Here is a 19,685-nt window from a genome sequence, read left to right on the forward strand (position 1 = left end):
CGGGCCGGCGGGTCAGCGAGTCCTGAGATCGGCCAGCGAGCCGCCGAGTTCGGTGCGCAGCCGTTCCAGGGCGCGGCTGGAGCGGGTGCGCACCGCGCCCGAACTCGCGTCGAGGACGGTGGCGGTCTCCTCGATGCTGCGGTCCTCCCAGTACCGCAGCACCAGCACCGCCCGGTCCGCGGGCGCGAGCCGGGCCAGCGCCTGGAGGAGGGTGACCCGCAGCGTCGTGTCGCCGTCCTGGCCGGCCGCCGGGCGGTCGGGCAGGTCGGCGCTGGGGCTCTCGGTGCTGCTGCGCCGCCGTTTCTGGGTCAGGAACGCGCGCACCAGCACGGTCTGGGCGTAGGCGGCGGGGTTGGCGACCTTGCCGCGCCGCCCCCAGACCACGTACATCCGGCCCAGCGTCTCCTGCACCAGGTCCTCGGCCAGATGCGTGTCGCCTCCGGTCAGCAGGCACGCCGAGCGGTAAAGGTGCCCGGCCCGCGCGCCGGCGAACTCCAGATACGCCTCGGTCTGCGCCTTCCGCATCCCGTACGCCCCCTCCCCGTTGGGTTCTCCACCCCTTCGACGCGGTGGGGGCCGGGCGATGTTACGCACGCCCCGAAGCGGCCCCGAAGCGGCGGACGGCGGCGACGGCCGGGAGCAACGGCCGGGAGCGACGTCGAGCGAAGGGAGCAATGGGACAGGAGCAACGCCCGGGAATGCGTCGGGAGTCGGGGACGCTGCTGAAGGCGGGCGTACGGCGGGCCGTGGGCGCGGCAGTCCGTACCGGACGCGACGCGGGCAGGGACGCACGGAGGGAGCGGCGAGGTGGACGTACCGACCGGGGTGGGCCGCAGGACCGTACGGAGGCACAGCGGGTGGCCCGGAACCGACCCCCGTCCGATTCCGGGCCACATGCGCTGCCGGCGTGACCGCCGCAGCAAAGGATGGGGAGCGGGGCCAACCGGGCGCTAACATACGGCTAACGGATCTTTGCCATGGACCTGACGCCGGGCCCGCGGAGTGCGGTACGGCCCGACCGACCCGGCCGAGGAGGCCCTGTGATGCGGTTCGGCCTGCTCGGTGCGGTGAGCGTGGCCGAGGGCGAATCGGGATTCCGGGCACTGGGATCGGCCAAGGTCAGGGCCCTGTTGGCGGCGCTGCTGGCGACGCCCGGCCGGGTCGTGTCGCTGGAGACGCTGAAGGCCGCGCTGTGGGGCGAGGAGCCGCCACCGACCGCGACCGCCTCGTTGCACAATCATGTGGCCCGGCTGCGCAAGGAGTTGTCCGCGCCGGGTGCGGCCCGGCTGCGCGCCGTCCCGCCGGGTTACGTCCTGGACGTACGGTCCGGTGAACTGGACGCCCAGGTGTTCGCCGCGCACCACGCGGCGGCCGGGGCCGCGCACCGGGACCGCGAGTGGGGCGTGGTGCTGCGCGAGTGCGGCGCGGGCCTGGCGCTGTGGCGGGGCGAGCCGCTGTCCGGGGTGCGGCTGCGCTCCGACGCGCTGCGGGCCGTGGCCGGGCACCTGTCCGAGGCCCGGCTCCAGGTGCTGGAGTGGCGGTTCGACGCGGAGTTGGCGCTCGGCCGGCACTCGGGGCTGGCCGCGGAGCTGGGCGCGCTGACCGAGGCGCATCCGCTGCGGGAGACCTTCCACCGCCAGCGCATGCTGGTGCTGCACCGCACCCACCGGCAGGCCGAGGCGCTGGCCGCCTTCCACGCCCTGCGCCGCACCCTGGTCGAGGAGCTGGGGGTGGAGCCGGGCGCCGCCGTGCAGGCCGCCTACCAGGAGATCCTGTCCGCCCCGCCGCCCCCCGCCGCGCCCGCCCCGGCCCCGGCGGCCCCCGCGCCCGCCGCCCCGGCCCCCTCCCAACTGCCCGCCGACATCCCCGACTTCACCGGCCGCGACCGCGACCTGGCCGCGCTGCTGTGCGCGCTGCGGCCGCCGGGCGCGGCGGCGGAGTCCGGGAGCGGGTCCGGCGGGAGGACCGGCGCGGGCGCCCGTGCGGGGAGCGGGACCGACGGCGCGACCGGCCCCCGGGTGGCGGTCGTCTCGGGAATGGGCGGCATCGGCAAGACCGCGCTGGCGGTGCGGGCCGCCCACCTGCTCGCGCCGTACTTCCCGGACGGCCGGCTCTACGCGGACCTGCGCGGCTTCGGAGCCGGTGACGCGCGGCGGCCGGCCGACCTGCTCACCCGGTTCCTGGGCGACCTCGGGGTGGACGGCAAGCACCTGCCGGACGACCCGGCCGACCTGGCCGGGGTGTGGCGGGACGCGCTGAGCGGGCGCCGGGTGCTGGCGGTGCTGGACAACGCGCGGGACGCCGCCCAGGTGCTGCCGTTGCTGCCGGGCGACGGCAACAGCGCGGTGATCGTCACCAGCCGGCACGCGCTGGCCGGGCTGCCCGGCGCGGCACGGATCACGCTGGAGCCGCTGGGCCCGGATGAGCAGCGGGAGTTGCTGGGCCGGCTGTGCGGGCAGGGCCGGGTCGCCGCCGAACCGGAGGCCGCGGCCGGAGTGCTGGCCGCCACCGGCGGGCTGCCGCTCGCGCTGCGGATCGCCGGGGCCCGGCTGGCCGCCCGGCCCGCCTGGCCGCTGACCGCGCTGGCCGAACGGCTGGACCCGGCGCGCGGCGGGGGCAGGCTGCACGCCCTGTCCGCCGGCGGCCTGGCCGTCCAGGACACCTTCGCGATGAGCTACGTGGCGATGCGGAACAGCCCGCTGCCCGCCGAGCGGGACGCGGCCGCCGCCTTCCGCACGCTGGGCCTGTGGCCCGGGCACCCGCTGGAACCCGCACCGGCCGCCGCGCTGCTCGGCCGCTCCCGGGCCGCGGCCGAGGACGTACTCGAAGCGCTGGTCGACGCGCACCTGCTGCAGACCCCGCAGCCGGGCCGCTACACCTTCCACGACCTGCTCGGCGAGTACGCGGCCACCTGCGCGGCCGAGACGCTGCCGGAGGAGCGGGCGCGGGCACTGCGCCGCCTGGTGGTCTGGTACACCGCCACGGTCACCGCGACGGCGCGCGTCCTGACCCCCGAGGGCCACGAGATGCCGCCGCTGCCCGAGGAACCGGCCGTGCCTGCACCGGAGTTCACCGGCGACGAGGACGCGATGCGCTGGTGCGTGCGCGAACTGCCCGCGATCAAGGAGGCGATCGACACCTGCGCCCGCAACGGCTGGGCCGACGCGGCCTGGCGGCTGGCGGCCGGCCTGTTCGGCTGGGCGCAGGTGTACTGGTGGACCGGCGAGTGGCTGGACTGCCTGGAAACCGCGATGACCTGCGTACGCGACCAGGGCAACGTGCTGGGGCAGGCGTGGATGCACAGCCGGCTCGGCGTGGCGCACGGCATGGCCGGCCGGCTGGCGGACTGCGAGCGCCATCTGACCGTCGCCTACCGGCACTTCGAGGAGGTCGGCGACGGCCAGGGCCGGGCCGCGATGCTCACCAACCTGGCCGGGATGCACCGGATCAAGGGCGAGTACGACCGGGCGCTGGAGTACGGCCGGCGGTCGCTGGAACTGCACCGCGAACTCGGCGAGGGCGACCGGGTGGCCACCGTGCTGGGCAACCTCGGCGACGCGCACCTGGGCGCGGGCGACCTGACGGCGGCCGAGACCTGCTACCGGCAGGCGCTGGCGGCCTGGCGGGAGCGCGGTTCGCTGGTCAACAGCGCGCGGATGCTGACCTCGCTCGGCGAGACGCTGCGCGCCCAGGGCCGACACTGCGAGGCGATCAAGGCGCTGGAGGAGACGCTGGCCCTGCTGGACCGCCTCGGCGACCGGGCCACGGCCGCCGACGTACTGGAGATCCTCGGCCGCACCCACGAGGAGCGCGGCGACACCGCCACCGCCCGCGCCTGCTGGGAGGAGGCCCTGGACCTGGCCCGCGCCCACCGCCTCCCCGGCGAGACCGAGGCCGTCCTGAAGGACCTGGCCCGCCTCGACGCCCAGGAGGCGGCGGACCAGCACTGACCGCTGCCGACCTCGGCCGGCAGCGGTTCACGCCTGCCTCAGACCTGCATCTCCAGCGGGACCGCGTCCAGCGCTTCCTGGATGGCGGCGACCAGCTTGCGCGCGGAGTCGGCGGTGAGCTCGAGCGCCACCCGGGCAGCCGGGCCCCTGTCCGGGGCCGCGAAGTCGATGTTCAGGGTGTGCTCGGCCATCGCGTGCACCGGGTGGTCGAAGTAGACGGTGACGTCGGTGACGTGGAACCAGGAGCCGCCCGGGCCCTTGGCACTGCCGTCGACGGTGTCCTTGACAGTGGTGTACGTGCACATGGTCAGCTCCCGGCGGCCGTCAGGTGGGTGCCGAAGAACTCCGTGATGCGCTCCCAGCCGTCGTTGGCGGCGGCCGCGTTGTAGCTGGGGCGGTCCACGGCGAAGAAGGCGTGGCCGGCGCCCGGGTAGGAGTGCTTGGTGAAGTCCTTGCCGTTGTCGGCGAGGATCCGGGTCAGCTCGTCGACCTCGGCGGGGCTCGGGTGGCTGTCGTCGTCGCCGAACAGGCCGAGCAGCGGGGTGCGCAGCTGCGGCAGCAGGTCGGTCAGGGTGGTGACCTTCAGCGGCAGGCCCTCGGGGATCGTGCCGGTGACGAAGGCGCCGTAGCAGTCGACCGCCGCGTCCACGTCGGTGCTGCACGCGGCCAGCACGCTCTGCCGGCCGCCGGAGCAGTAGCCGATCACGCCGACCTTGCCGTTGGAGGTGGGCAGCGCGCGCAGGTGAGCCGCGGCGCCGGCCACGTCGCCGACCAGGCGCTCGTCGGGGATGCCGCCGTTGGCGCGGGCCACCGCGGCCGCGTCGTCGGCGGCGGCGCCGGGCGCCTCCCGCCAGTACAGGTTGGGGCAGATCGCGTCGTAGCCGAGCTCGGCGAAGCGCCGGACGATCTCCTTGGTCGCCCGGTCGTACCCGGGCAGGTGGTGGATGACCACGACACCGCCGCGCCGGGCGTCGCCCTCGGGACGGGCGAGGTACGCCTCGATCTCGTCGCCGCCGTCACCGCTGATCTTGACGGAACCGGCCGTCAGAGCGCCGGTCGCGGTCAGGGAGGAAGCAGGGGTTTCACTCATGCGGCCAGCTATACCATAAGCCTGGACTGATAAGTTTACCCTGATGGGTATGGCAGCCAACGATTCAGTCGCCGTCCCCCGGCCCGCGGCAGACGCCGGGCCCGGCACCGTACCCGGGCCCACGACCGGCCCCGACTCCCCCGACGAGCTCGCGGCCGTAACGATCGCCGCCGATCTGCGGGCCGCGCTCGGGCCGCTGGTACGGCGGCTGCGGTCGTACAAGCCGGACGGCGAGCTCACCCTGTCGCAGACGTCCGTGCTGGTGCGGCTGGACCGGGAGGGGCCGGCGACCTCGTCGGAGCTGGCCGCGGCCGAGGGGATCCGCCCGCAGTCGGTGTGCGCGATCGTGGCCGCACTGGAGGAGCGCGGGCTGGTCAGCAAGGCCGCCGACCCGGGCGACGGCCGCCGGCTGATGATCTCGCTCACCCCGGCCGGCCTGGACGGCCTGCACGGCGCCCGCCGGGAGCGGGCCCGCCGGCTGACCGCGGCCATCGCCGAGGAGCTGACCGGGCCGGAGCAGGAGCAACTGGCCGCCGCGATACCCCTGCTGGAAAGGATCACCCGCCGTGTCTGAGCAGCAGGAGACCCGGACCGCCGAGGCCCCGCCCGGCACCTCCGGGGAGGCGCGCCCCTCCCGCTACAAGTGGGTGGCGCTGTCCAACACCAGCCTCGGGATGTTCATGGCCACCGTGGACTCCTCGATCGTGATCATCTCAATGCCGGCCATCTTCCGCGGCATCCACCTGGACCCCTTCGCGGCCGGCAACATCAGCTACCTGCTGTGGATGATCATGGGGTACCTGCTGGTCACAGCGGTGCTGGTGGTCACGCTGGGCCGGCTGGGCGACATCGTCGGCCGGGTCCGGATGTACAACCTGGGCTTCGTGGTGTTCACCGCGGCCTCGGTGGCGCTGTCCTTCGACCCGATGCACGGCGGCGCGGGCGCGCTGTGGCTGATCCTGTGGCGGGTGGTGCAGGCGCTCGGCGGCGCAATGCTGATGGCCAACTCCGCGGCCATCCTCACCGACGCCTTCCCCGCCCACCAGCGCGGCATGGCGCTCGGCATCAACCAGATCTCCGCGCTGTCCGGGCAGTTCGTCGGCCTGGTGCTGGGCGGCCTGCTGTCCGCGTGGGACTGGCGGGCGGTGTTCTGGGTCAACGTGCCGGTCGGCGTGTTCGGCACGATCTGGGCGTACCGCTCGCTGCGGGAGCTGTCCGCGCGCCGCAAGGCCCGGATCGACTGGTGGGGCAACATCGCCTTCGCCGGCGGCTGCGGGCTGCTGCTGGTGTCGATCACCTACGGCATCCAGCCCTACGGCAGCGACACCATGGGCTGGACCAGCCCGAAGGTGCTGGCCGGGCTGATCGGCGGGGCGGCGCTGCTGGTGGTGTTCGGGATCGTGGAGACCCGGGTGCCGGAGCCGATGTTCCATCTGGGCCTGTTCCGCAACCGCCACTTCGCGGCCGGCAACGCGGCCTCGCTGCTGGCCTCGATCGCCCGCGGCGGCCTGCAGTTCATGCTGATCATCTGGCTGCAGGGCATCTGGCTGCCGCTGCACGGCTACGACTTCGCCGACACGCCGCTGTGGGCGGGCATCTTCCTGCTCCCGCTGACGGCCGGCTTCCTGCTGTCCGGGCCGCTGTCGGGGGCGCTGTCCGACCGGTTCGGGGTGCGCTGGTTCACCACCGGCGGGCTGGTGCTGTTCGGCGGCAGCTTCATCGGCCTGCTGCTGCTCCCGATCACCTTCCCGTACTGGGCGTTCGCGCTGCTGATCATGTGCAACGGCATGGGGTCGGGCATGTTCTCCGCGCCGAACACCTCGGCGATCATGAGCAGCGTGCCGGCCGCGTACCGGGGCGCCGCCTCCGGCATGCGCTCGACCTTCCAGAACTCCGGTACGTCGCTGTCGATCGGTGTCTTCTTCTCCCTGCTGATCGTGGGCCTGGCCCACCGGCTGCCCGGCACCCTCGAGGCGGGCCTGCGGGCCCAGGGCGTGCCGGCCTCGGTGGCCCACCACGCGGCGAGCCTGCCGCCGGTCTCGACGGTGTTCTCCGCCTTCCTCGGCGTGAACCCGGTGCAGACCCTGCTCGGCCCGAGCGGCGTCCTGCACACCCTTCCCGCCCGCAACCAGGCCGTCCTCACCGGCAACAAGTTCTTCCCGAACCTGATCTCCGGGCCCTTCCACCACGGCCTGATCATCGTGTTCGCGACGGCCGCCGCCATGTCCCTGCTGGCCGCCACCGCCTCCGCGCTGCGCGGCAACCCGCGCCCGGTCGAGCTCCCGCCGGCCGGCCGCCGCGCCGGGGCGAAGGCCGCCAAGCAGTGACCGGGCCCTGACGGGCCTCGCGGACATGCCGTGCGGGCGGCTCCTTCGTGGAGCCGCCCGCACGGGTGTTCACGCCGGACGATCGGTCAGGTGGCGGTGGGCGGAACCGTGCCGGGCATACCGCGCGGAGCCCGCCGCTTCATCAGGCCGATGCCGATCGTGGCCAGGCCGAGCGCACAGGCCACGCCGCCGACGATCGAGTTGTTGACGATGTTCTTGAACACGCTGTCCGTGCCCGATACGGCCCAGGGGGCCACGATCGTCCACACACCGATGGCGCTGGCCACCCAGCCCAGCCCGTGGGTCCTCTCCAGCACGGAGCCGAAGCCCATGCCCAGGACCGCGAGGGCGATACCGGTGATCAGGTTGCTCACCCGAAGCGCGGGGGCAGTGCTCTGGAAGCCGACGACCCACGGCGAGATCGCCAGATACAGGCCGGCCAGCAGGCACAGCCCCTCGATGACGCCGGTGGTCGGCCGGTCGGACACCGCCTCGTAGCGCGCCCGCAGGGAGACGAGATCGGGATGGGTGTCGATGTGTGATTCGGTCGGATGGGTGGCCATGAAAGCCACCTCCTTCGCAGTGCAGGTCATTACTGCCGCTGGATGGCCTCGGACCGTCGTGCTCGGGATTCCCTCCGAGGGGTCCGCGGATCGGTTCGCGGGCGGTCCGGAGAGCGGTCCGAAGCAGTCACATCCTTACTCAGCGTAGAACTTATCCCGCCCTTATGGCCAGTCCCTCAGGCCAAAAAATCGGCCGAAAACGGGACGGCCCCGGCCACAGGGGCCGGGGCCGCGGAATCGCGGGGGTCACGCGAGGACGGTCATGCGAGGACGGCCGCGGGCTCCGACTGCGCCGGGGCCGCGAGCGGGGCGGACGCGAGCACCGCCTCCGCGATGGCGCGGGCCGTGGTGGCGGCGGTCGGGTCACGGTCCATCCGGGCGGCGACGGGCACCCCGTCGTAGAGCAGTTGGAGCTGCCGGGCGATGCCGTCCGGGTCGGCGTACCCGCCCTCGGTGGCGAGCCGGGCCATCAGGTCCCGCAGCCAGCTCCGGTAGTTGTCGACCTCGCGGCCGATCCCGCTGTCGTTCGGCACCTCGGCGCTGGCCCGCTGGAAGGCGCAGCCGTTGTAGTCGGCGGCGGCGATGGTCTCGCCCTGCGCGTCGAAGATGCCCAGCAGCTTCTCGCGGGGGGTGCGGAAGCGGGTCAGCGTCCGCGTGATCCGGTCCCGGGTGCGCTCGTTGCGGAACCGGAGGTACGCGCAGACCAGCCCCTCCTTGTTGCCGAAGCTGTTGTACAGCGACGCCTTCGCCACTCCGGCGTGCTCGATGATCCGGTCGATTCCGACGGTCTGCACGCCCTCGCCGTAGAAGAGTTCGTTCGCGGAGGCGAGGAGCCGGTCCCGTGCGGACGGCTTGACCATGGGCTTGGCCACCATCACGATTCACCCTCTCAGACAGGTCTGTCTATCCTAATGCCTCCGGCCCCCGAACGGGGTCAGGACCGGGATTCCGGTGCCACCTCGATCGCGTGCGGCCGGCGGGCGAGCAGCAGTCCGGCCAGCGCCGCGGCGGCCAGCACCACGACAGCGGCGCCGTACTCCCGGGCGGTGTCCAGCAGCCCGCCGCCGTGCACCACCAGGAATCCGCCGATCACCGACGGCACGCCCATGCCGAGGTACGAGACCACGTACAGCAGGGACAGCAGGCCGGCCCGCTCGTGCGGCTGGGCCAGCGGCGCCACCATCCGGATGCCGCCCTGGAAGCCGCTGCCGAAGCCGAAGCCGGCGATCGCGCTGCCGACGAAGAACCCGGTGGCCGCGCCCGCGCCGCCGGTGCCCGAGCCGATCGAGAACACGGTGATGGCCACGCCCACGACCAATGCGGCTATGCCGACCACCATGACGGTGCGGGTCGGGGTGGTGCGCAGCGCCAGCACCGACAGGCCCGCGGCGCCGGCCAGTACGAACAGCGGCAGCCCGCCCCACACCTCGGAGTCGGAGTGCACCAGCATGCGGGTGATGGCCGGGCCGAGCGAGCCGTAGAAACCGGCCAGCGCCCAGACCGCGAACAGCACCGGCGCGGCGATGGCGAACGGCGTACGGGCCACCCGCGGCAGCTTGATCTCCGGGGCCATGCTGCGCAGCGCGCCCCGCTTGGGCGTGACCGTCTCCCGCAGCGCGAGCACGCCGAGCGCCTGGAGCGCGAAGACGCCGAGCAGCAGGTAGTAGACGAGGTGGGTGGGCGCGGGCAGGTACTGCACGACCAGGCCGGAGACCAGGGCGCCGCTGGCGGTGCCCATCGCGGGGGCGAGGGAGTTCAGGAAGCCGCCGCGCAGCCGGTCGACGTCGAGCAGCCCGGCACCCAGCGCGCCGAGCGCGGCGCCGGTGGCCACGCCCTGCATCACCCGGCCGGTCAGCAGCGCGCCCACGCTGCCGGCCTCGGCGAAGACGACCATGGCGGCGGCCTGCACCACGAGCGCCGCGATCAGCACCGGCCGGCGGCCGGTGTGGTCCGAGATCTTGCCGAAGACCAGCAGCGCGCCCAGCACCGCGAGCGCGTACACGCCGAAGACGACGGTGGTGGTGATCGGCGAGAAGCCCCAGTGCTGCTGGTAGACCGCGTACAGCGGGGTCGGGGCGCTGGAGGCGGCCAGCAGCGACACGATGATCGAGGCGAGCAGGGCGAGGGAGGCGGTGGGCCCCAGTCCTCGTCGCCTGCCGGCGGCGGTATCGGGCGGCATCTCGCGCGGCGTGCCGGCGGCGGGCCCGGCGCCCCCGTTCCCGCGCGGCGAGTCGGACGTACGGGAGGACGGACCGGAGGACGTACGGGAGGAAGCGACTGCGGCGGACTTGGCGGACGCGGTGCTCACGGATGACTCCCCAGAGTTGGACAGACCTGTCTAGTACGGCTCCAGACAATAGACAGACCTGTCTAAGCGAGTCAAGCCGGTGGCCCATGAGCCAGGTCACAGGGGTCCACCGGGCTGTCTGCTCACCTCGCGGCCACCGGGCGGGGGCGGTCCGGGGCGGGGGGGCGGGTCCCGACGGGCGCGGCGGCCGACGGGCCCGTACGGTCGGAACAGGGGGTACGGGAGGCGACGACCGATGAGCGGGAACGGGCCGCTGGACCGTCTGTCCGCCGAGCAGCGGACCCGGCTGCGCCCTGCGCCGGCCGACCGGATCGCCCACGCGGTGCCGCCGATGCTCGCCACCCTCACCGACCGCCGCGCCTTTGACGAGCGCTGGCTGTTCGAGCGGAAGCTGGACGGCGTCCGGGCGCTGGCGGTGCGCGAGGGCGACGCCACGCACCTGCTGTCCCGTACCGGCCACGGGATCGAGGCCACCTACCCCGAGGTGGTCGCCGCGCTGGCCGGGCAGGAGTGCCCGGACTTCACGGTGGACGGCGAGATCGTCGCGATGAAGGCCGGCCGCACCGACTTCTCGCTGCTCCAGCAGCGGATGGGGCTGACCGACCCGCGCGCGGTGGCCGCGAGCCCGGTCGCCGTCTTCTACTACCTGTTCGACGTGCTGGCCCTGGACGGCCAGGACACCACCCGGCTGCCGCAGCGCACCCGCAAGGCGCTGCTGCGCTCGGCGCTGGACTTCGGCGGGCCGCTGCGGTTCACCCCGCACCGCAACCAGGCCCTGCTGGCGCAGGCCTGCGCACACGGCTGGGAGGGCCTGATCGCCAAGCGGGCCGACGCCCCGTACGCCGGCCGCCGCTCCCCCAACTGGCTCAAGCTCAAGTGCGCGGCCGGGCAGGAGTTCGTGGTCGGCGGCTTCACCGACCCGACCGGCTCGCGGGCCGGCTTCGGCGCGCTGCTCATCGGCTACTACGACCGGCACGGCCGGCTGGTCTATGCCGGCAAGGTCGGCACCGGCTACGACCAGCGGACCCTGCGCGCCCTGCGGGACCGCCTCGACGCGCTGGCCGCCGAGCGCTCGCCCTTCGCCGGCCCGGTGCGCGAGCGCCGCGCCCACTGGGTCCACCCGGTGCTGGTCGCCGAGGTCGGCTTCACCGAGTGGACCCGTGACGGCATGCTCCGCCATCCCCGTTATCTGGGCCTGCGGGACGACAAACGGCCCGACGAGGTCGTCCGCGAGACGCCGGCCCGAGGCGTGTTACCGGACCGGCGGCACTGCCGGCCCCGGTGCATCATCGGATCCGGTACGTCACCGGACCCGCGGCGCCACCTCGGCGAGCAGGTCCACCACCTTGGCGGGCTCGCTCGCCTGCTGGAAGAACAGGTAGGTCGCGGTGAAACCGGTGCCGCCCAGTTCCTCCAGGCGGGCGGTCAGCTCGTCCGCGGTGGTGCCGGGGGCGACCGACATGATGGTGGTCTTCTCGATGGCGTCGTAGTCCCGGCCCAGCGTCTCGCAGTGCCGCTTGAGGACCTCCAGCTTGTGGCCGGCCTCGGGCGAGCCGAAGATGTTGCAGGCGTCCGCGTACTGGGCGACCAGCCGCAGCGTCTTCTTCTCCCCCGAGCCGCCGATCATCAGGAACGGGTGCGGCCGGGACAGATTCTGCGGCGAGTTGAGGGTGCGGCCCAGCTTGTAGTAGGTGCCCTCGTACGGCTCCTCGCTGTCGCTCCACATCTGGAGGCAGATCTGCAGCGCCTCCTCCAGCCGCTCGAACCGCTCGGCGGTGCCCGGGAACGGGATGCCCAGCCCCCGGGACTCGTCCTCGTTCCAGGCCGCGCCGACGCCCAGCCCGGCCCGGCCGCCGGACAGCACGTCCAGCGTGGTGATCTGCTTGGCCAGGATCGCCGGCTCCCGGTAGATCACGCCGGTGACCAGGGTGTGCAGCTTCACCGTCGAGGTGTGCGCCGCCAGGAAGCCCAGGGTTGTGTACGCCTCCAGCATGTCGTGCTCGTACGGCCCCAGGTCGCCGCCGAGCTGCCAGAAGTGGTCCATCACGGTGATACGGGTGACCCCCGCCTGCTCCGCGCCCTTGGCGAAGTCGGCGAGGGTCGGTCCCAGTACCGGCGCTCCGCCGGTCCAGGTGAAGTCGGCGATGTGCAGGCCGAGTTCCATACGAGCTGCTCCTTCATTCACGAACGGGGGGCAGTGGCCGCCCTCACGCTAACCCGTCGCGTCCGCTCCCGCCCCCCGGCTCCGCCGGGCCCGCCGGTGCCGCCGGTGCTGTGATGGAGCAGCAGCTCGCCATCTGACCGGCCGTCAGGTCATGAAGCGGCGCAGCTTGCTGAGCGCGAAGATCTTGTCGTCGGGGCCGGTGAGGGCCTCGGGGAGGGGGAGCCCGCGGCCGGCCAGGCTGTCCAGGACGTAGTCGATGTGGCCGGTGACGTGCCGCGGGTCGTCGGAGGGCGGCGCCGAGGAGACGGCGACGTCGGAGGGGGTGCCGCCGATCAGGTAGAGGGGGTCGGGGGCGCCGGTCAGCCGGATCGAGGTCTCCAGCAGGGGGCCGGAGGTGACGGCCGCGCCGCCGGCCAGGAGCAGGCTGTAGAGGGTGACCAGGCGCAGGGTGTCCGGCTCGGAGGGGCGGTCACCGAGGACGTCGGCGAGGTCGCGCTCGTGCAGCCAGGCGTCCCACAGCGCGTGCAGCGCGCGGACCGACCAGAGCATCGGCCGGGCCGGCACCGCTCCCATCAGGTCGTCGTCGCCCTCGCGGATACGGACGGCGAAGGCCGCGTACTCCGCCTCGGCGAGGTCGGCGAGCGCGGCCATGGTGTCCTTCGGGGTCCGGTCCTCCGAACGGGCGAGCCAGACGTCGGGAGTGCTCGCCGGGATGAAGGTGACCGCCTCGTAGTACGCGCGTTCGGGCCAGCCGTTGAGCCGGGCGACGTGGTACTGCCCGAAGTCCACCAGATGGCGGATCACCTGGTGCACATTCCACTCGGTACATCGGGTCGCCGCCGCCCATTGATCCGGCGTCAGGTCGGCGAGCCGTTCCAGCAGGCGCTTGCGGTGCCCGTATAAGGCCTCGCGGATCATCTGGGGGCCGAGGTTGAGTCCCGTCCGTTCGGTGAGCACTGCTGTGGCGTATGTGGTCATGGCCCAAGGTTAGGGAGATCACGACCTCGCTCCGCAAGACCGCAAGGCGCCCGGTCAGCGGGACAAAACCCGCATCATGTGGCCGATCGTGACGGGCAGCACCTTGCGCAGGCCCGAGGTGTCGATGAAGAAGGGACGATCGGGCGCGCCGTGCCGGTCGGTCGGCGGCGGGCCGTCGCCCTGCCAGACGTTGTGGCCCGCGACGGCGAGGGAGATGACGGCGCCGCCGCGCAGGACGCTGAGGGTCTGCTGGTAGTCGCCGGAGGTGAGGTAGGCGAGGTCGCCGAGGCCCGGGTACGGCCGGGTCACCGAGCGGGCGCCGGTGCGGATGAGGTCGCCGCCGATGGCCAGCGGGATCTCGGGCGGGCCGGGCGGACCGTAGACGTCGGCGAACTCCGCCCGCGGATCGGTCTTCTTGTGCAGTTCGACGACGACCCGGACGGTGTAGTCGGCCAGCCAGCCGTCACCGGTGGTGAACGTCGACTCCAGGTCGCAGCGGGCCTGGTCGAGCGCCGACCCGCGGCGGATCTCCGGGTCGTTGCCGTCGAAGCCGCCCGCGGGCAGGGCGTCCGTGAGCGGTTCCAGGTTGAGGCTGCTGCACAGGTCGCCGGGTATGCGGTAGCCGTACGTGTCGGGCGGCGCGTGATGTCCGTAGTCCGCGCCGCGCAGCGCCGCCCCCCATATCGCGGAGGCCACGACCGCGCCGGCCACCACGCCCGTCCACAGCCGCCGCCGCTCGGTGCGGGTCCACCAGGGGCGCGGGTAGGGGTCGCCGATCAGGTCGGGGCCGGTGTGGGGGGCGCCGAATTCCGCCGCGGGGCCGGGCCCGGACCCGTCCGGTCCGAGCCTCACCTCCGGGCCGCCGAACTCCACCGCGGGCCCGTCCGGCCGGGGCTCCTCGCCCACCCGGCCCCGCTCGCCGCGGGACCACCACGACCGGTCCTCTCCGTCGCCGGTCGGGTCGCGCATGACCTCCGGGCCGCCGGATTCCGGCCCGGACCCGGTCCTTTCCAGCTCGGGCTCCTCGCCCGTCCGGCGCCGCGCGCCACGGGACCGCCAGCGGCGGCGCTCACCGTTGCCGAGCAGGTCGGGGCCGGCGAACTCACTTGCCGGTGCGGGTCCGTCCGGGCCCGGCTCGTCGCCCGCCATCTCCGGTTCAGTGATCACCGTCCGCCCCCTCGTGTCCCGGTTCGACCAGCCTACGGTCCGGCGCCGTCGTTGCCCCCGGGCGATGCCCGCGGGTGAAGCTCAACTCGGCTGAGTACGGGTACTCATGTGCCGCATCCCGGGCATGCCGACACTCGCGGTATGGACACCGACGTGTCGTTCTGCCCCGACTGCGGGCAGCCCCTGCCGTCCCCTCTGCCCTCCGGTACGGCCGACTGCCCGCGCTGTCGGCTGCCGCTGACCGGGCCCCTCGCGGACGAGTTCCGCGCGGTCGCCGCGGAGCTGGCCGAACTCGACTCCAAGCGCTCGGAGTTGGTGCAGCGCCGAATGGATCTGCTACGTGCGCTGCGGGATCTGCGGCTGGAGCGGGTCCGCGAGGTCGTGGGCCTCGGTCAAGTGGGCGGCCCGGAGGGTTCGCTCGCCGGCGTGACGCAGGCTCACGCCTGGGGTGGTGCCGGGGAGGCCCGGTGGGGGCAGGCGTCCGGCGCCCGGTGGGGCGGTGCGGGCGGCGGCTGGGGTTCCGGACCGGGTGCCGGAGCCGGTGGTGGCTGGGGTGCCGCCTTCCGGGGCGGGCGGGCGGGCGGGGACGCCTCGGCGCCCTCCGTGCAGACCGTGCTGCTCGTGCTCGGGGGGCTGCTGGTCACCGTGGCCGGGCTGGTGTTCACCCTGGTGAACTGGGGCCGGCTCGGGATCGGGGGCCGCGCGGCCGTACTCGGCGCGTTCACCGCGCTCGCCCTGGCCGTACCCTTCCCGCTGCGCCGCCGCGGGCTCACCGCCACCGCCGAGACGGCCGGCTCCGTCGGCTTCGCCCTGGTGCTGCTGGACTGGTACGCGGCCCGCGCCGCCGGGCCGGCCGGGCTCGACCGGGCCGGCGTCACCGGCTACTGGGCCGCGGCCACCGCCGCCACCGCGCTCGGCGCCGCCGGCTACGCCTGGTGGACGCGGTCCACCGTCCTGCCCTACGCCGCGCTCGCCCTCCTCCAGTTCACCGTCCCGCTCACCGTGGCCGCCCACGACGCCGGGCCGGTCGTACGGGCCACCGGCTCCGTCGGCCTCGCCGCGCTCGACGTTGCCATGGCGCTCTTCGCCGGGCCCTTCGTCGGGCGTGCGGGCCGCGGGGCGAAGGCCCTGTCCGGTACGGCCCTCGGGCTCGGCGCACTCTGGGGTGTCCTCGGCGGGTCCTACGCCGCCGACCTCGCGTCCTCCGCGACCACGTACGGCGGGGCGTTACGCGCGTGCGTGCCGCTTCTTCTGCTCGCGCTTTTCGCTGTGGCCGTCGCTTCCCGTCTTTCGCTTCTGCCCGCCTGGGCCCGGCCGCTCGTCGCCGTCTGCGGCGGCCTCGCGCTCCTCGCCGCCGCCGCGGCTCTTCCCCGGCTCGCCTTCGCCGCTTCCTGGGCCCCCTTGGCCCCGGCTCTTCCAGCGGCCCTTCTGGTCGTGGGTGCGGTTGCTTTCTCCGGCCCGGCCTTCGCCCTCGGGGAGCGGCCCGTGCGGGGTGGGTTCGCCGTGGCCGGGGGGCTGGGGCTGCTGGTGGCGTTCCTCCGCGTGGTGCCCTATGCCGGGGAGGCGTTCGTGCGGCCGTTCCTGGAGGCGTTGCCCGGGCAGCGGTGGGAGCCCGGTGAGTGGGGCGTCGGTGGGGTCGTGCCCGTTGTGTTCTTGGTGGTCGCCGGGGTCGGGGGCGTGGTGGGGGTGCGGTTGGGGGAGCGGGCCGTGCTTCATGGTGTGGCTCTCGTTGGGGTCGGTGGAGCCGTGCTTTCGCCTTTGGCGGGCGGGTTGCCGTACTCCTCCGTCGTGGCCCTCGCGTGCTTGCCCGCGCTCCTTGCTGCGGCCCTGCTTCTGCTCGGGCCGCTCCGGGAGGGGCGTGACCTCGCCTGGAACGTCCTCCTGTGCGGTGGCCTGGTCGGGCTCACCTGGTCCTTGCCCAGCGCTGCGGCGGCTCTGACCGTATGGGGGGCGGCGTCCGTCCTGGGTGCGGCCCTTGCCCGTAGCGCTCCGGGCGCCGCTTCCTTCGCCGTGGGCGCCCTCGCGGTCACCGCGGCGCGGGGGGCCGATACGGCGGGGCTTGCGCCGCAGGTGGGGGCGTTTGCCGTGCTGGGGGTCGCGGTGTTGACCGTGCCGGTTGCGGCGGGGCTGAGCCGGGGCGGGGCGGGGGCTTTGCGAGCCGGGGTCGGTGCCTCCGGCATGGGGGTCCGAAATCTCATATTTACGGGCCTGGCGGCCCACAAATATAAGTCAGCATTTCGGACCCCCACGCCTCCGGCCCCTCCCGAGGTCCACCCGGGCGAGGCCGGGGCCGCCGGATCACCTGCCGGTGGGGCACCTCACGCCGACGGTGGGTCCCAACCCGCCGGTGGGCCGGCTCACGCCGACGGTGGGTCCCAACCCGCCGGTGGGTCGGCTCACGCCGACGGTGGGTCCCGACCCGTGGGTCGGTCCGGTCACTTGGGCGGTACGTCTGGCGTCGGTGGGGCCGGTGGCCATGGCGGTGGGTCTGCGGTCGGTCGGTCCGGTCGCTCTGGGGGTGGTCGGCCGGAGGGTTCCGTGGTGGGGTCCGTCGGCCCGGCTCGCGGGCTTGAGGTGGAGATCACCGGTTACGTCGCCGCGGGGCTTGCCCTGGTGATGGCTGCGGTCGACGCCGACACGTTCGGCTTGGCGCTCGCGATTGCCGGGGTGGCGGCGCTGGGGGTGGCGTTGCGGGCGGAACGGCGGGGGGTCGGGGTCGTGGGGGCGACCGTGTTGCTGACGGCGGCGTCGTGGGTGCGGCTGGTGATGGGTGGGGTGGAGGCGCCGGAGCCGTACACCGTGCCGCCGGCGGTTGTGGTGCTGGTGCTGGGGCATGTGCGGCGGCGGCGGGAGCCCGGGATGGGGTCGTGGGCGGCGTACGGGTCGGGGTTGGGGATGGGGATGCTGCCCGCGTTGTGGGCGGCGTGGGACGACGTGTCGTGGGTGCGGCCGTTGGTGCTGGGGGCGGTCGCGCTGGTGGTGACGCTGTTCGGGGCGCGGCTGCGGTTGCGGGCGCCCTTGCTGGTGGGTGCTGGGGTGCTGCTGGTGGACGGCCTGCACGAACTGGCTCCGACTGTCGTGCAGTCGCTGGGGGTGCTGCCGAGGTGGGTGCCACTGGCCGCCGCGGGGGGACTGCTGCTGTACGTCGGAGCCACGTATGAGCGGCGGCTCGCGGCGGGGCGGCGGCTGCGGGAGAACGTGCGACGGATGGAGTGAGGCGGGAGTGGTCGGTGACGGCGCCCGTCCACGGACCCGTCCCGGTCGTCGAGCAGTTGTCGGGGCCGCTGTCGCGATGCGTGCCTCTGCCGCCGCGTGTCGGGGCGGCATGTACGAGCGGCGGCTCGGGGCAGGACGGCCGAGCGTTCACTCGGTGAAGGTGCCCCCATGAACCCGCCCCCGTGCAGTCGCTGGGGCTCCTGCCGCCCCCGCCGCGCAGGGGGACTGCTGCCTACGTCGGGCGACGTACGAGCGCGGGCTCAGTCCGTGAAGCCGCTCGGGGCGCGGCCGTTGGCGCGGGTGAGGAGGGTGGCGGCGAGGTGGCCGGCGGATTCGCGGGTGGCGCGGGCGAGGAGGGGCATGCGGACGGGGCCGCCGGCGGCGAGGTGGCGGTCGTGGGGGACGGTGAGGACGGTGACGCCGGAGTGGGCGAGGTAGTGGGTGGCGGCGGTGACGTCGATCGCGGGGTGGGGGGCGGCGGCGTTGAGGACGACGACCGTGCCCTGGAGCATGTGGGGGACGCCGGCCATCCAGTCCAGGACCGTGCGGGTGCTGTTGACGCCCTCGACCGTGGCGGGGGCGACGAGGACCCGGGCCTGGGCGGTGTCGATGGCGGTACGGGCCAGTTCGCCCGGCAGGGACTCGCAGTCCACGACGGTGACGCCGAACCAGCGTCGCAGCGCGGTCGTGACCTTGCGGTAGGCCGGGATGTCCAGCCGTGCGCCCACCTGGCCCTGGCTGCCGGGCAGCAGCCAGCCGCCGCTCCGGGTGTGCAGCAGGTAGCCGGTTATGTCCATGAACTGCATGGTGGGCGTGACGACATGGGCCAGATCGGCGCAGGTCCAGCGGACCGTGTCGGCGCCGAGCCGGGCCGGCAGCGTGCCGAGCGCGGCGTCCGCCTCGACGGACAGCACGGGGTCCGGGCGGTAGTGCGCGTACATCAGGCCCAGCAGTGCGGCCACCGTTGTCTTCCCGGCGCCGCCCCTGATGCTGGTCACCGCGATCTGGCGGCCGCCGCCGTTCACCGGTTGCTGGATCGCCTGCGCGATCTCCTTGCCCCCGGCCACTTCCTTGGACCCCGACGGCGCCACCAGGCGCAGCACCGCGTCGCCGGCCCGCCGTACCACCGAGTCCCCGTGCCGCTCCCCCCGCCGCACGGCCGCCGCTCCCTGGTCCACCGCGGGCACGGGGTTGGGCGACGCGGGGAGCTGACGCGTGGTGGAGGGGTAAGCGTACGTCTGGGGGTGGGGTTGGGTCGGCGGCCCTGAATACGGCCGCGGTTGGGCCTGCGGCTGCGCCTGGGCGGGTGGGTACGGCTGCGGGTGTGGCTGCTGCTGGGTCTGCTGCTGCGGGTACGTCGCCGGGGCGGTGGCCGGCACGACCGGTGGGTGGGAAGGCGGCGGCGGTACGGTCCTGGACGCCACGGGTACGGCCACCGCGGCCGGGACCGGCTCCTCGGGAGCCGGGGTCGGGGCTGCGGCGTCGTTGTCCGGTGCCGGGCCGGTGGCGGGCTCGACCTGGACGGCCACGTCCTGCGCCGGTGGGGCGTCCGGCACGGACGGCTCGGGCTGAGCGGGTGTCTCCGGCGCCGGGGCGGAAGGTGCGGGCACAACGGGCGGAGCGGCTGCGTCGGGGGCCTTGTCCGGTGCCGTCTCCTCGGCGGCAACAGGGCTCTGTGCCGGGGGCGTTGGCGTACTCGCCGGGTCGGGCGCGGCCGTCTCCGGGGTCACCCCCTCGGCGCGGGGACCTCCGGTCGGGGCGGCCGGGGTGAGGGGGTGGGGGAGCTTGCCCTCGGGGTCGGCGGGGTGGTCCATCGTCGTGGGGTTCCCTTCCGCTGTCAGAGGGCGGGGGCCGGGCGGAGGCCGGCGAGGCGGGTGGTCGGCGGCAGGCTCGGGCGGGAAGCGGCGGGCCGGGTGGCGCGG

At 74.2% G+C, this 19,685-nt stretch carries 14 protein-coding genes and 1 pseudogene; 5 read left to right on the forward strand and 10 right to left on the reverse strand.

Annotated elements, in window-relative coordinates:
• Positions 1–12: 12 nt before the first annotated feature.
• On the reverse strand, positions 13–525 hold the full coding sequence (locus ITX44_RS11930) for a SigE family RNA polymerase sigma factor (protein WP_205357090.1): 513 nt from the start codon (positions 523–525) through the stop codon (positions 13–15).
• 518 nt (positions 526–1,043) lie between these two features.
• Here ITX44_RS11930 and ITX44_RS11935 point away from each other — a divergent pair.
• A complete protein-coding gene (locus ITX44_RS11935; RefSeq protein WP_205357091.1) occupies positions 1,044–3,950 on the forward strand; it encodes an AfsR/SARP family transcriptional regulator in 2,907 nt (968 codons plus the stop codon).
• A gap of 38 nt (positions 3,951–3,988) precedes the next feature.
• Here ITX44_RS11935 and ITX44_RS11940 read toward each other — a convergent pair whose 3' ends face one another.
• Together ITX44_RS11940 and ITX44_RS11945 are read right to left on the reverse strand one after the other, a co-directional pair.
• Positions 3,989–4,255 carry a DUF6295 family protein gene (locus ITX44_RS11940; protein ID WP_205357092.1) on the reverse strand — a complete coding sequence of 89 codons (267 nt, stop codon included), beginning with the start codon at positions 4,253–4,255 and terminating at the stop codon, positions 3,989–3,991.
• 2 nt (positions 4,256–4,257) lie between these two features.
• The gene (locus ITX44_RS11945) at positions 4,258–5,040 is read right to left on the reverse strand and encodes a dienelactone hydrolase family protein (RefSeq protein ID WP_205357093.1); all 783 of its coding nucleotides are present in this window, start codon (positions 5,038–5,040) and stop codon (positions 4,258–4,260) included.
• Positions 5,041–5,089: 49 nt separating this feature from the next.
• Here ITX44_RS11945 and ITX44_RS11950 point away from each other — a divergent pair, with 49 nt between their 5' ends.
• A complete protein-coding gene (locus ITX44_RS11950; protein WP_205357094.1) occupies positions 5,090–5,614 on the forward strand; it encodes a MarR family winged helix-turn-helix transcriptional regulator in 525 nt (174 codons plus the stop codon).
• A 100-nt stretch (positions 5,615–5,714) separates the two neighbouring features.
• The gene (locus tag ITX44_RS11955) at positions 5,715–7,367 is read left to right on the forward strand and encodes an MFS transporter (protein WP_205357207.1); all 1,653 of its coding nucleotides are present in this window, start codon (positions 5,715–5,717) and stop codon (positions 7,365–7,367) included.
• Positions 7,368–7,453: 86 nt separating this feature from the next.
• On the opposite strand, the gene ITX44_RS11960 is transcribed toward ITX44_RS11955, so the two are convergent.
• The 3 genes from ITX44_RS11960 to ITX44_RS11970 all read right to left on the reverse strand — a co-directional run bounded on the left by ITX44_RS11960 (position 7,454) and on the right by ITX44_RS11970 (position 10,238).
• Positions 7,454–7,930: an SPW repeat protein gene (locus ITX44_RS11960; protein WP_205357095.1), complete on the reverse strand. Its 477-nt coding sequence runs from the start codon at positions 7,928–7,930 to the stop codon at positions 7,454–7,456.
• A 260-nt stretch (positions 7,931–8,190) separates the two neighbouring features.
• Positions 8,191–8,805 carry a TetR/AcrR family transcriptional regulator gene (locus ITX44_RS11965; protein ID WP_236060391.1) on the reverse strand — a complete coding sequence of 205 codons (615 nt, stop codon included), beginning with the start codon at positions 8,803–8,805 and terminating at the stop codon, positions 8,191–8,193.
• Positions 8,806–8,864: 59 nt separating this feature from the next.
• The gene (locus ITX44_RS11970; protein WP_307795219.1) at positions 8,865–10,238 is read right to left on the reverse strand and encodes an MFS transporter; all 1,374 of its coding nucleotides are present in this window, start codon (positions 10,236–10,238) and stop codon (positions 8,865–8,867) included.
• 235 nt (positions 10,239–10,473) lie between these two features.
• Here ITX44_RS11970 and ligD point away from each other — a divergent pair.
• A pseudogene (gene ligD / locus ITX44_RS11975) lies at positions 10,474–11,478 on the forward strand (non-homologous end-joining DNA ligase); the annotation flags it as partial.
• 63 nt (positions 11,479–11,541) lie between these two features.
• Here the strand turns inward: ligD and ITX44_RS11980 are convergent.
• From ITX44_RS11980 to ITX44_RS11990, 3 genes are all read right to left on the reverse strand, one after another.
• Positions 11,542–12,402 carry an LLM class F420-dependent oxidoreductase gene (locus tag ITX44_RS11980; protein WP_205357096.1) on the reverse strand — a complete coding sequence of 287 codons (861 nt, stop codon included), beginning with the start codon at positions 12,400–12,402 and terminating at the stop codon, positions 11,542–11,544.
• A gap of 144 nt (positions 12,403–12,546) precedes the next feature.
• Complete coding sequence (locus ITX44_RS11985) at positions 12,547–13,380, reverse strand: maleylpyruvate isomerase family mycothiol-dependent enzyme (protein WP_205357097.1); 834 nt, start codon at positions 13,378–13,380, stop codon at positions 12,547–12,549.
• Positions 13,381–13,434: 54 nt separating this feature from the next.
• Positions 13,435–14,547 carry a collagen-like domain-containing protein gene (locus tag ITX44_RS11990; RefSeq protein WP_205357098.1) on the reverse strand — a complete coding sequence of 371 codons (1,113 nt, stop codon included), beginning with the start codon at positions 14,545–14,547 and terminating at the stop codon, positions 13,435–13,437.
• 141 nt (positions 14,548–14,688) lie between these two features.
• Between ITX44_RS11990 and ITX44_RS11995 the strand changes: the two genes are divergently transcribed.
• Entirely contained in the window at positions 14,689–17,763 is a 3,075-nt protein-coding gene (locus tag ITX44_RS11995) for an SCO7613 C-terminal domain-containing membrane protein (RefSeq protein WP_205357099.1), read from the forward strand.
• A gap of 260 nt (positions 17,764–18,023) precedes the next feature.
• On the opposite strand, the gene ITX44_RS12000 is transcribed toward ITX44_RS11995, so the two are convergent.
• Positions 18,024–19,577: a CpaE/TadZ family protein gene (locus ITX44_RS12000; protein ID WP_205357100.1), complete on the reverse strand. Its 1,554-nt coding sequence runs from the start codon at positions 19,575–19,577 to the stop codon at positions 18,024–18,026.
• Positions 19,578–19,685 lie beyond the last annotated feature (108 nt).

Source organism: Actinacidiphila acididurans, assembly GCF_016918855.1.
GTDB classification, from domain to species: Bacteria; Actinomycetota; Actinomycetes; order Streptomycetales; family Streptomycetaceae; genus Actinacidiphila; species Actinacidiphila acididurans.

Excerpts from the sequence above, each read along its gene's own strand:
- ITX44_RS11930 (WP_205357090.1), bottom strand. The coding sequence starts at position 525 with ATGCGGAAGGCGCAGACCGAGGCGTATCTGGAGTTCGCCGGCGCGCGG.
- ITX44_RS11935 (WP_205357091.1), top strand. The coding sequence starts at position 1,044 with ATGCGGTTCGGCCTGCTCGGTGCGGTGAGCGTGGCCGAGGGCGAATCG.
- ITX44_RS11940 (WP_205357092.1), bottom strand. The coding sequence starts at position 4,255 with ATGTGCACGTACACCACTGTCAAGGACACCGTCGACGGCAGTGCCAAG.
- ITX44_RS11945 (WP_205357093.1), bottom strand. The coding sequence starts at position 5,040 with ATGAGTGAAACCCCTGCTTCCTCCCTGACCGCGACCGGCGCTCTGACG.
- ITX44_RS11950 (WP_205357094.1), top strand. The coding sequence starts at position 5,090 with ATGGCAGCCAACGATTCAGTCGCCGTCCCCCGGCCCGCGGCAGACGCC.
- ITX44_RS11955 (WP_205357207.1), top strand. The coding sequence starts at position 5,715 with ATGTTCATGGCCACCGTGGACTCCTCGATCGTGATCATCTCAATGCCG.
- ITX44_RS11960 (WP_205357095.1), bottom strand. The coding sequence starts at position 7,930 with ATGGCCACCCATCCGACCGAATCACACATCGACACCCATCCCGATCTC.
- ITX44_RS11965 (WP_236060391.1), bottom strand. The coding sequence starts at position 8,805 with ATGGTGGCCAAGCCCATGGTCAAGCCGTCCGCACGGGACCGGCTCCTC.
- ITX44_RS11980 (WP_205357096.1), bottom strand. The coding sequence starts at position 12,402 with ATGGAACTCGGCCTGCACATCGCCGACTTCACCTGGACCGGCGGAGCG.
- ITX44_RS11985 (WP_205357097.1), bottom strand. The coding sequence starts at position 13,380 with ATGACCACATACGCCACAGCAGTGCTCACCGAACGGACGGGACTCAAC.
- ITX44_RS11995 (WP_205357099.1), top strand. The coding sequence starts at position 14,689 with ATGGACACCGACGTGTCGTTCTGCCCCGACTGCGGGCAGCCCCTGCCG.
- ITX44_RS12000 (WP_205357100.1), bottom strand. The coding sequence starts at position 19,577 with ATGGACCACCCCGCCGACCCCGAGGGCAAGCTCCCCCACCCCCTCACC.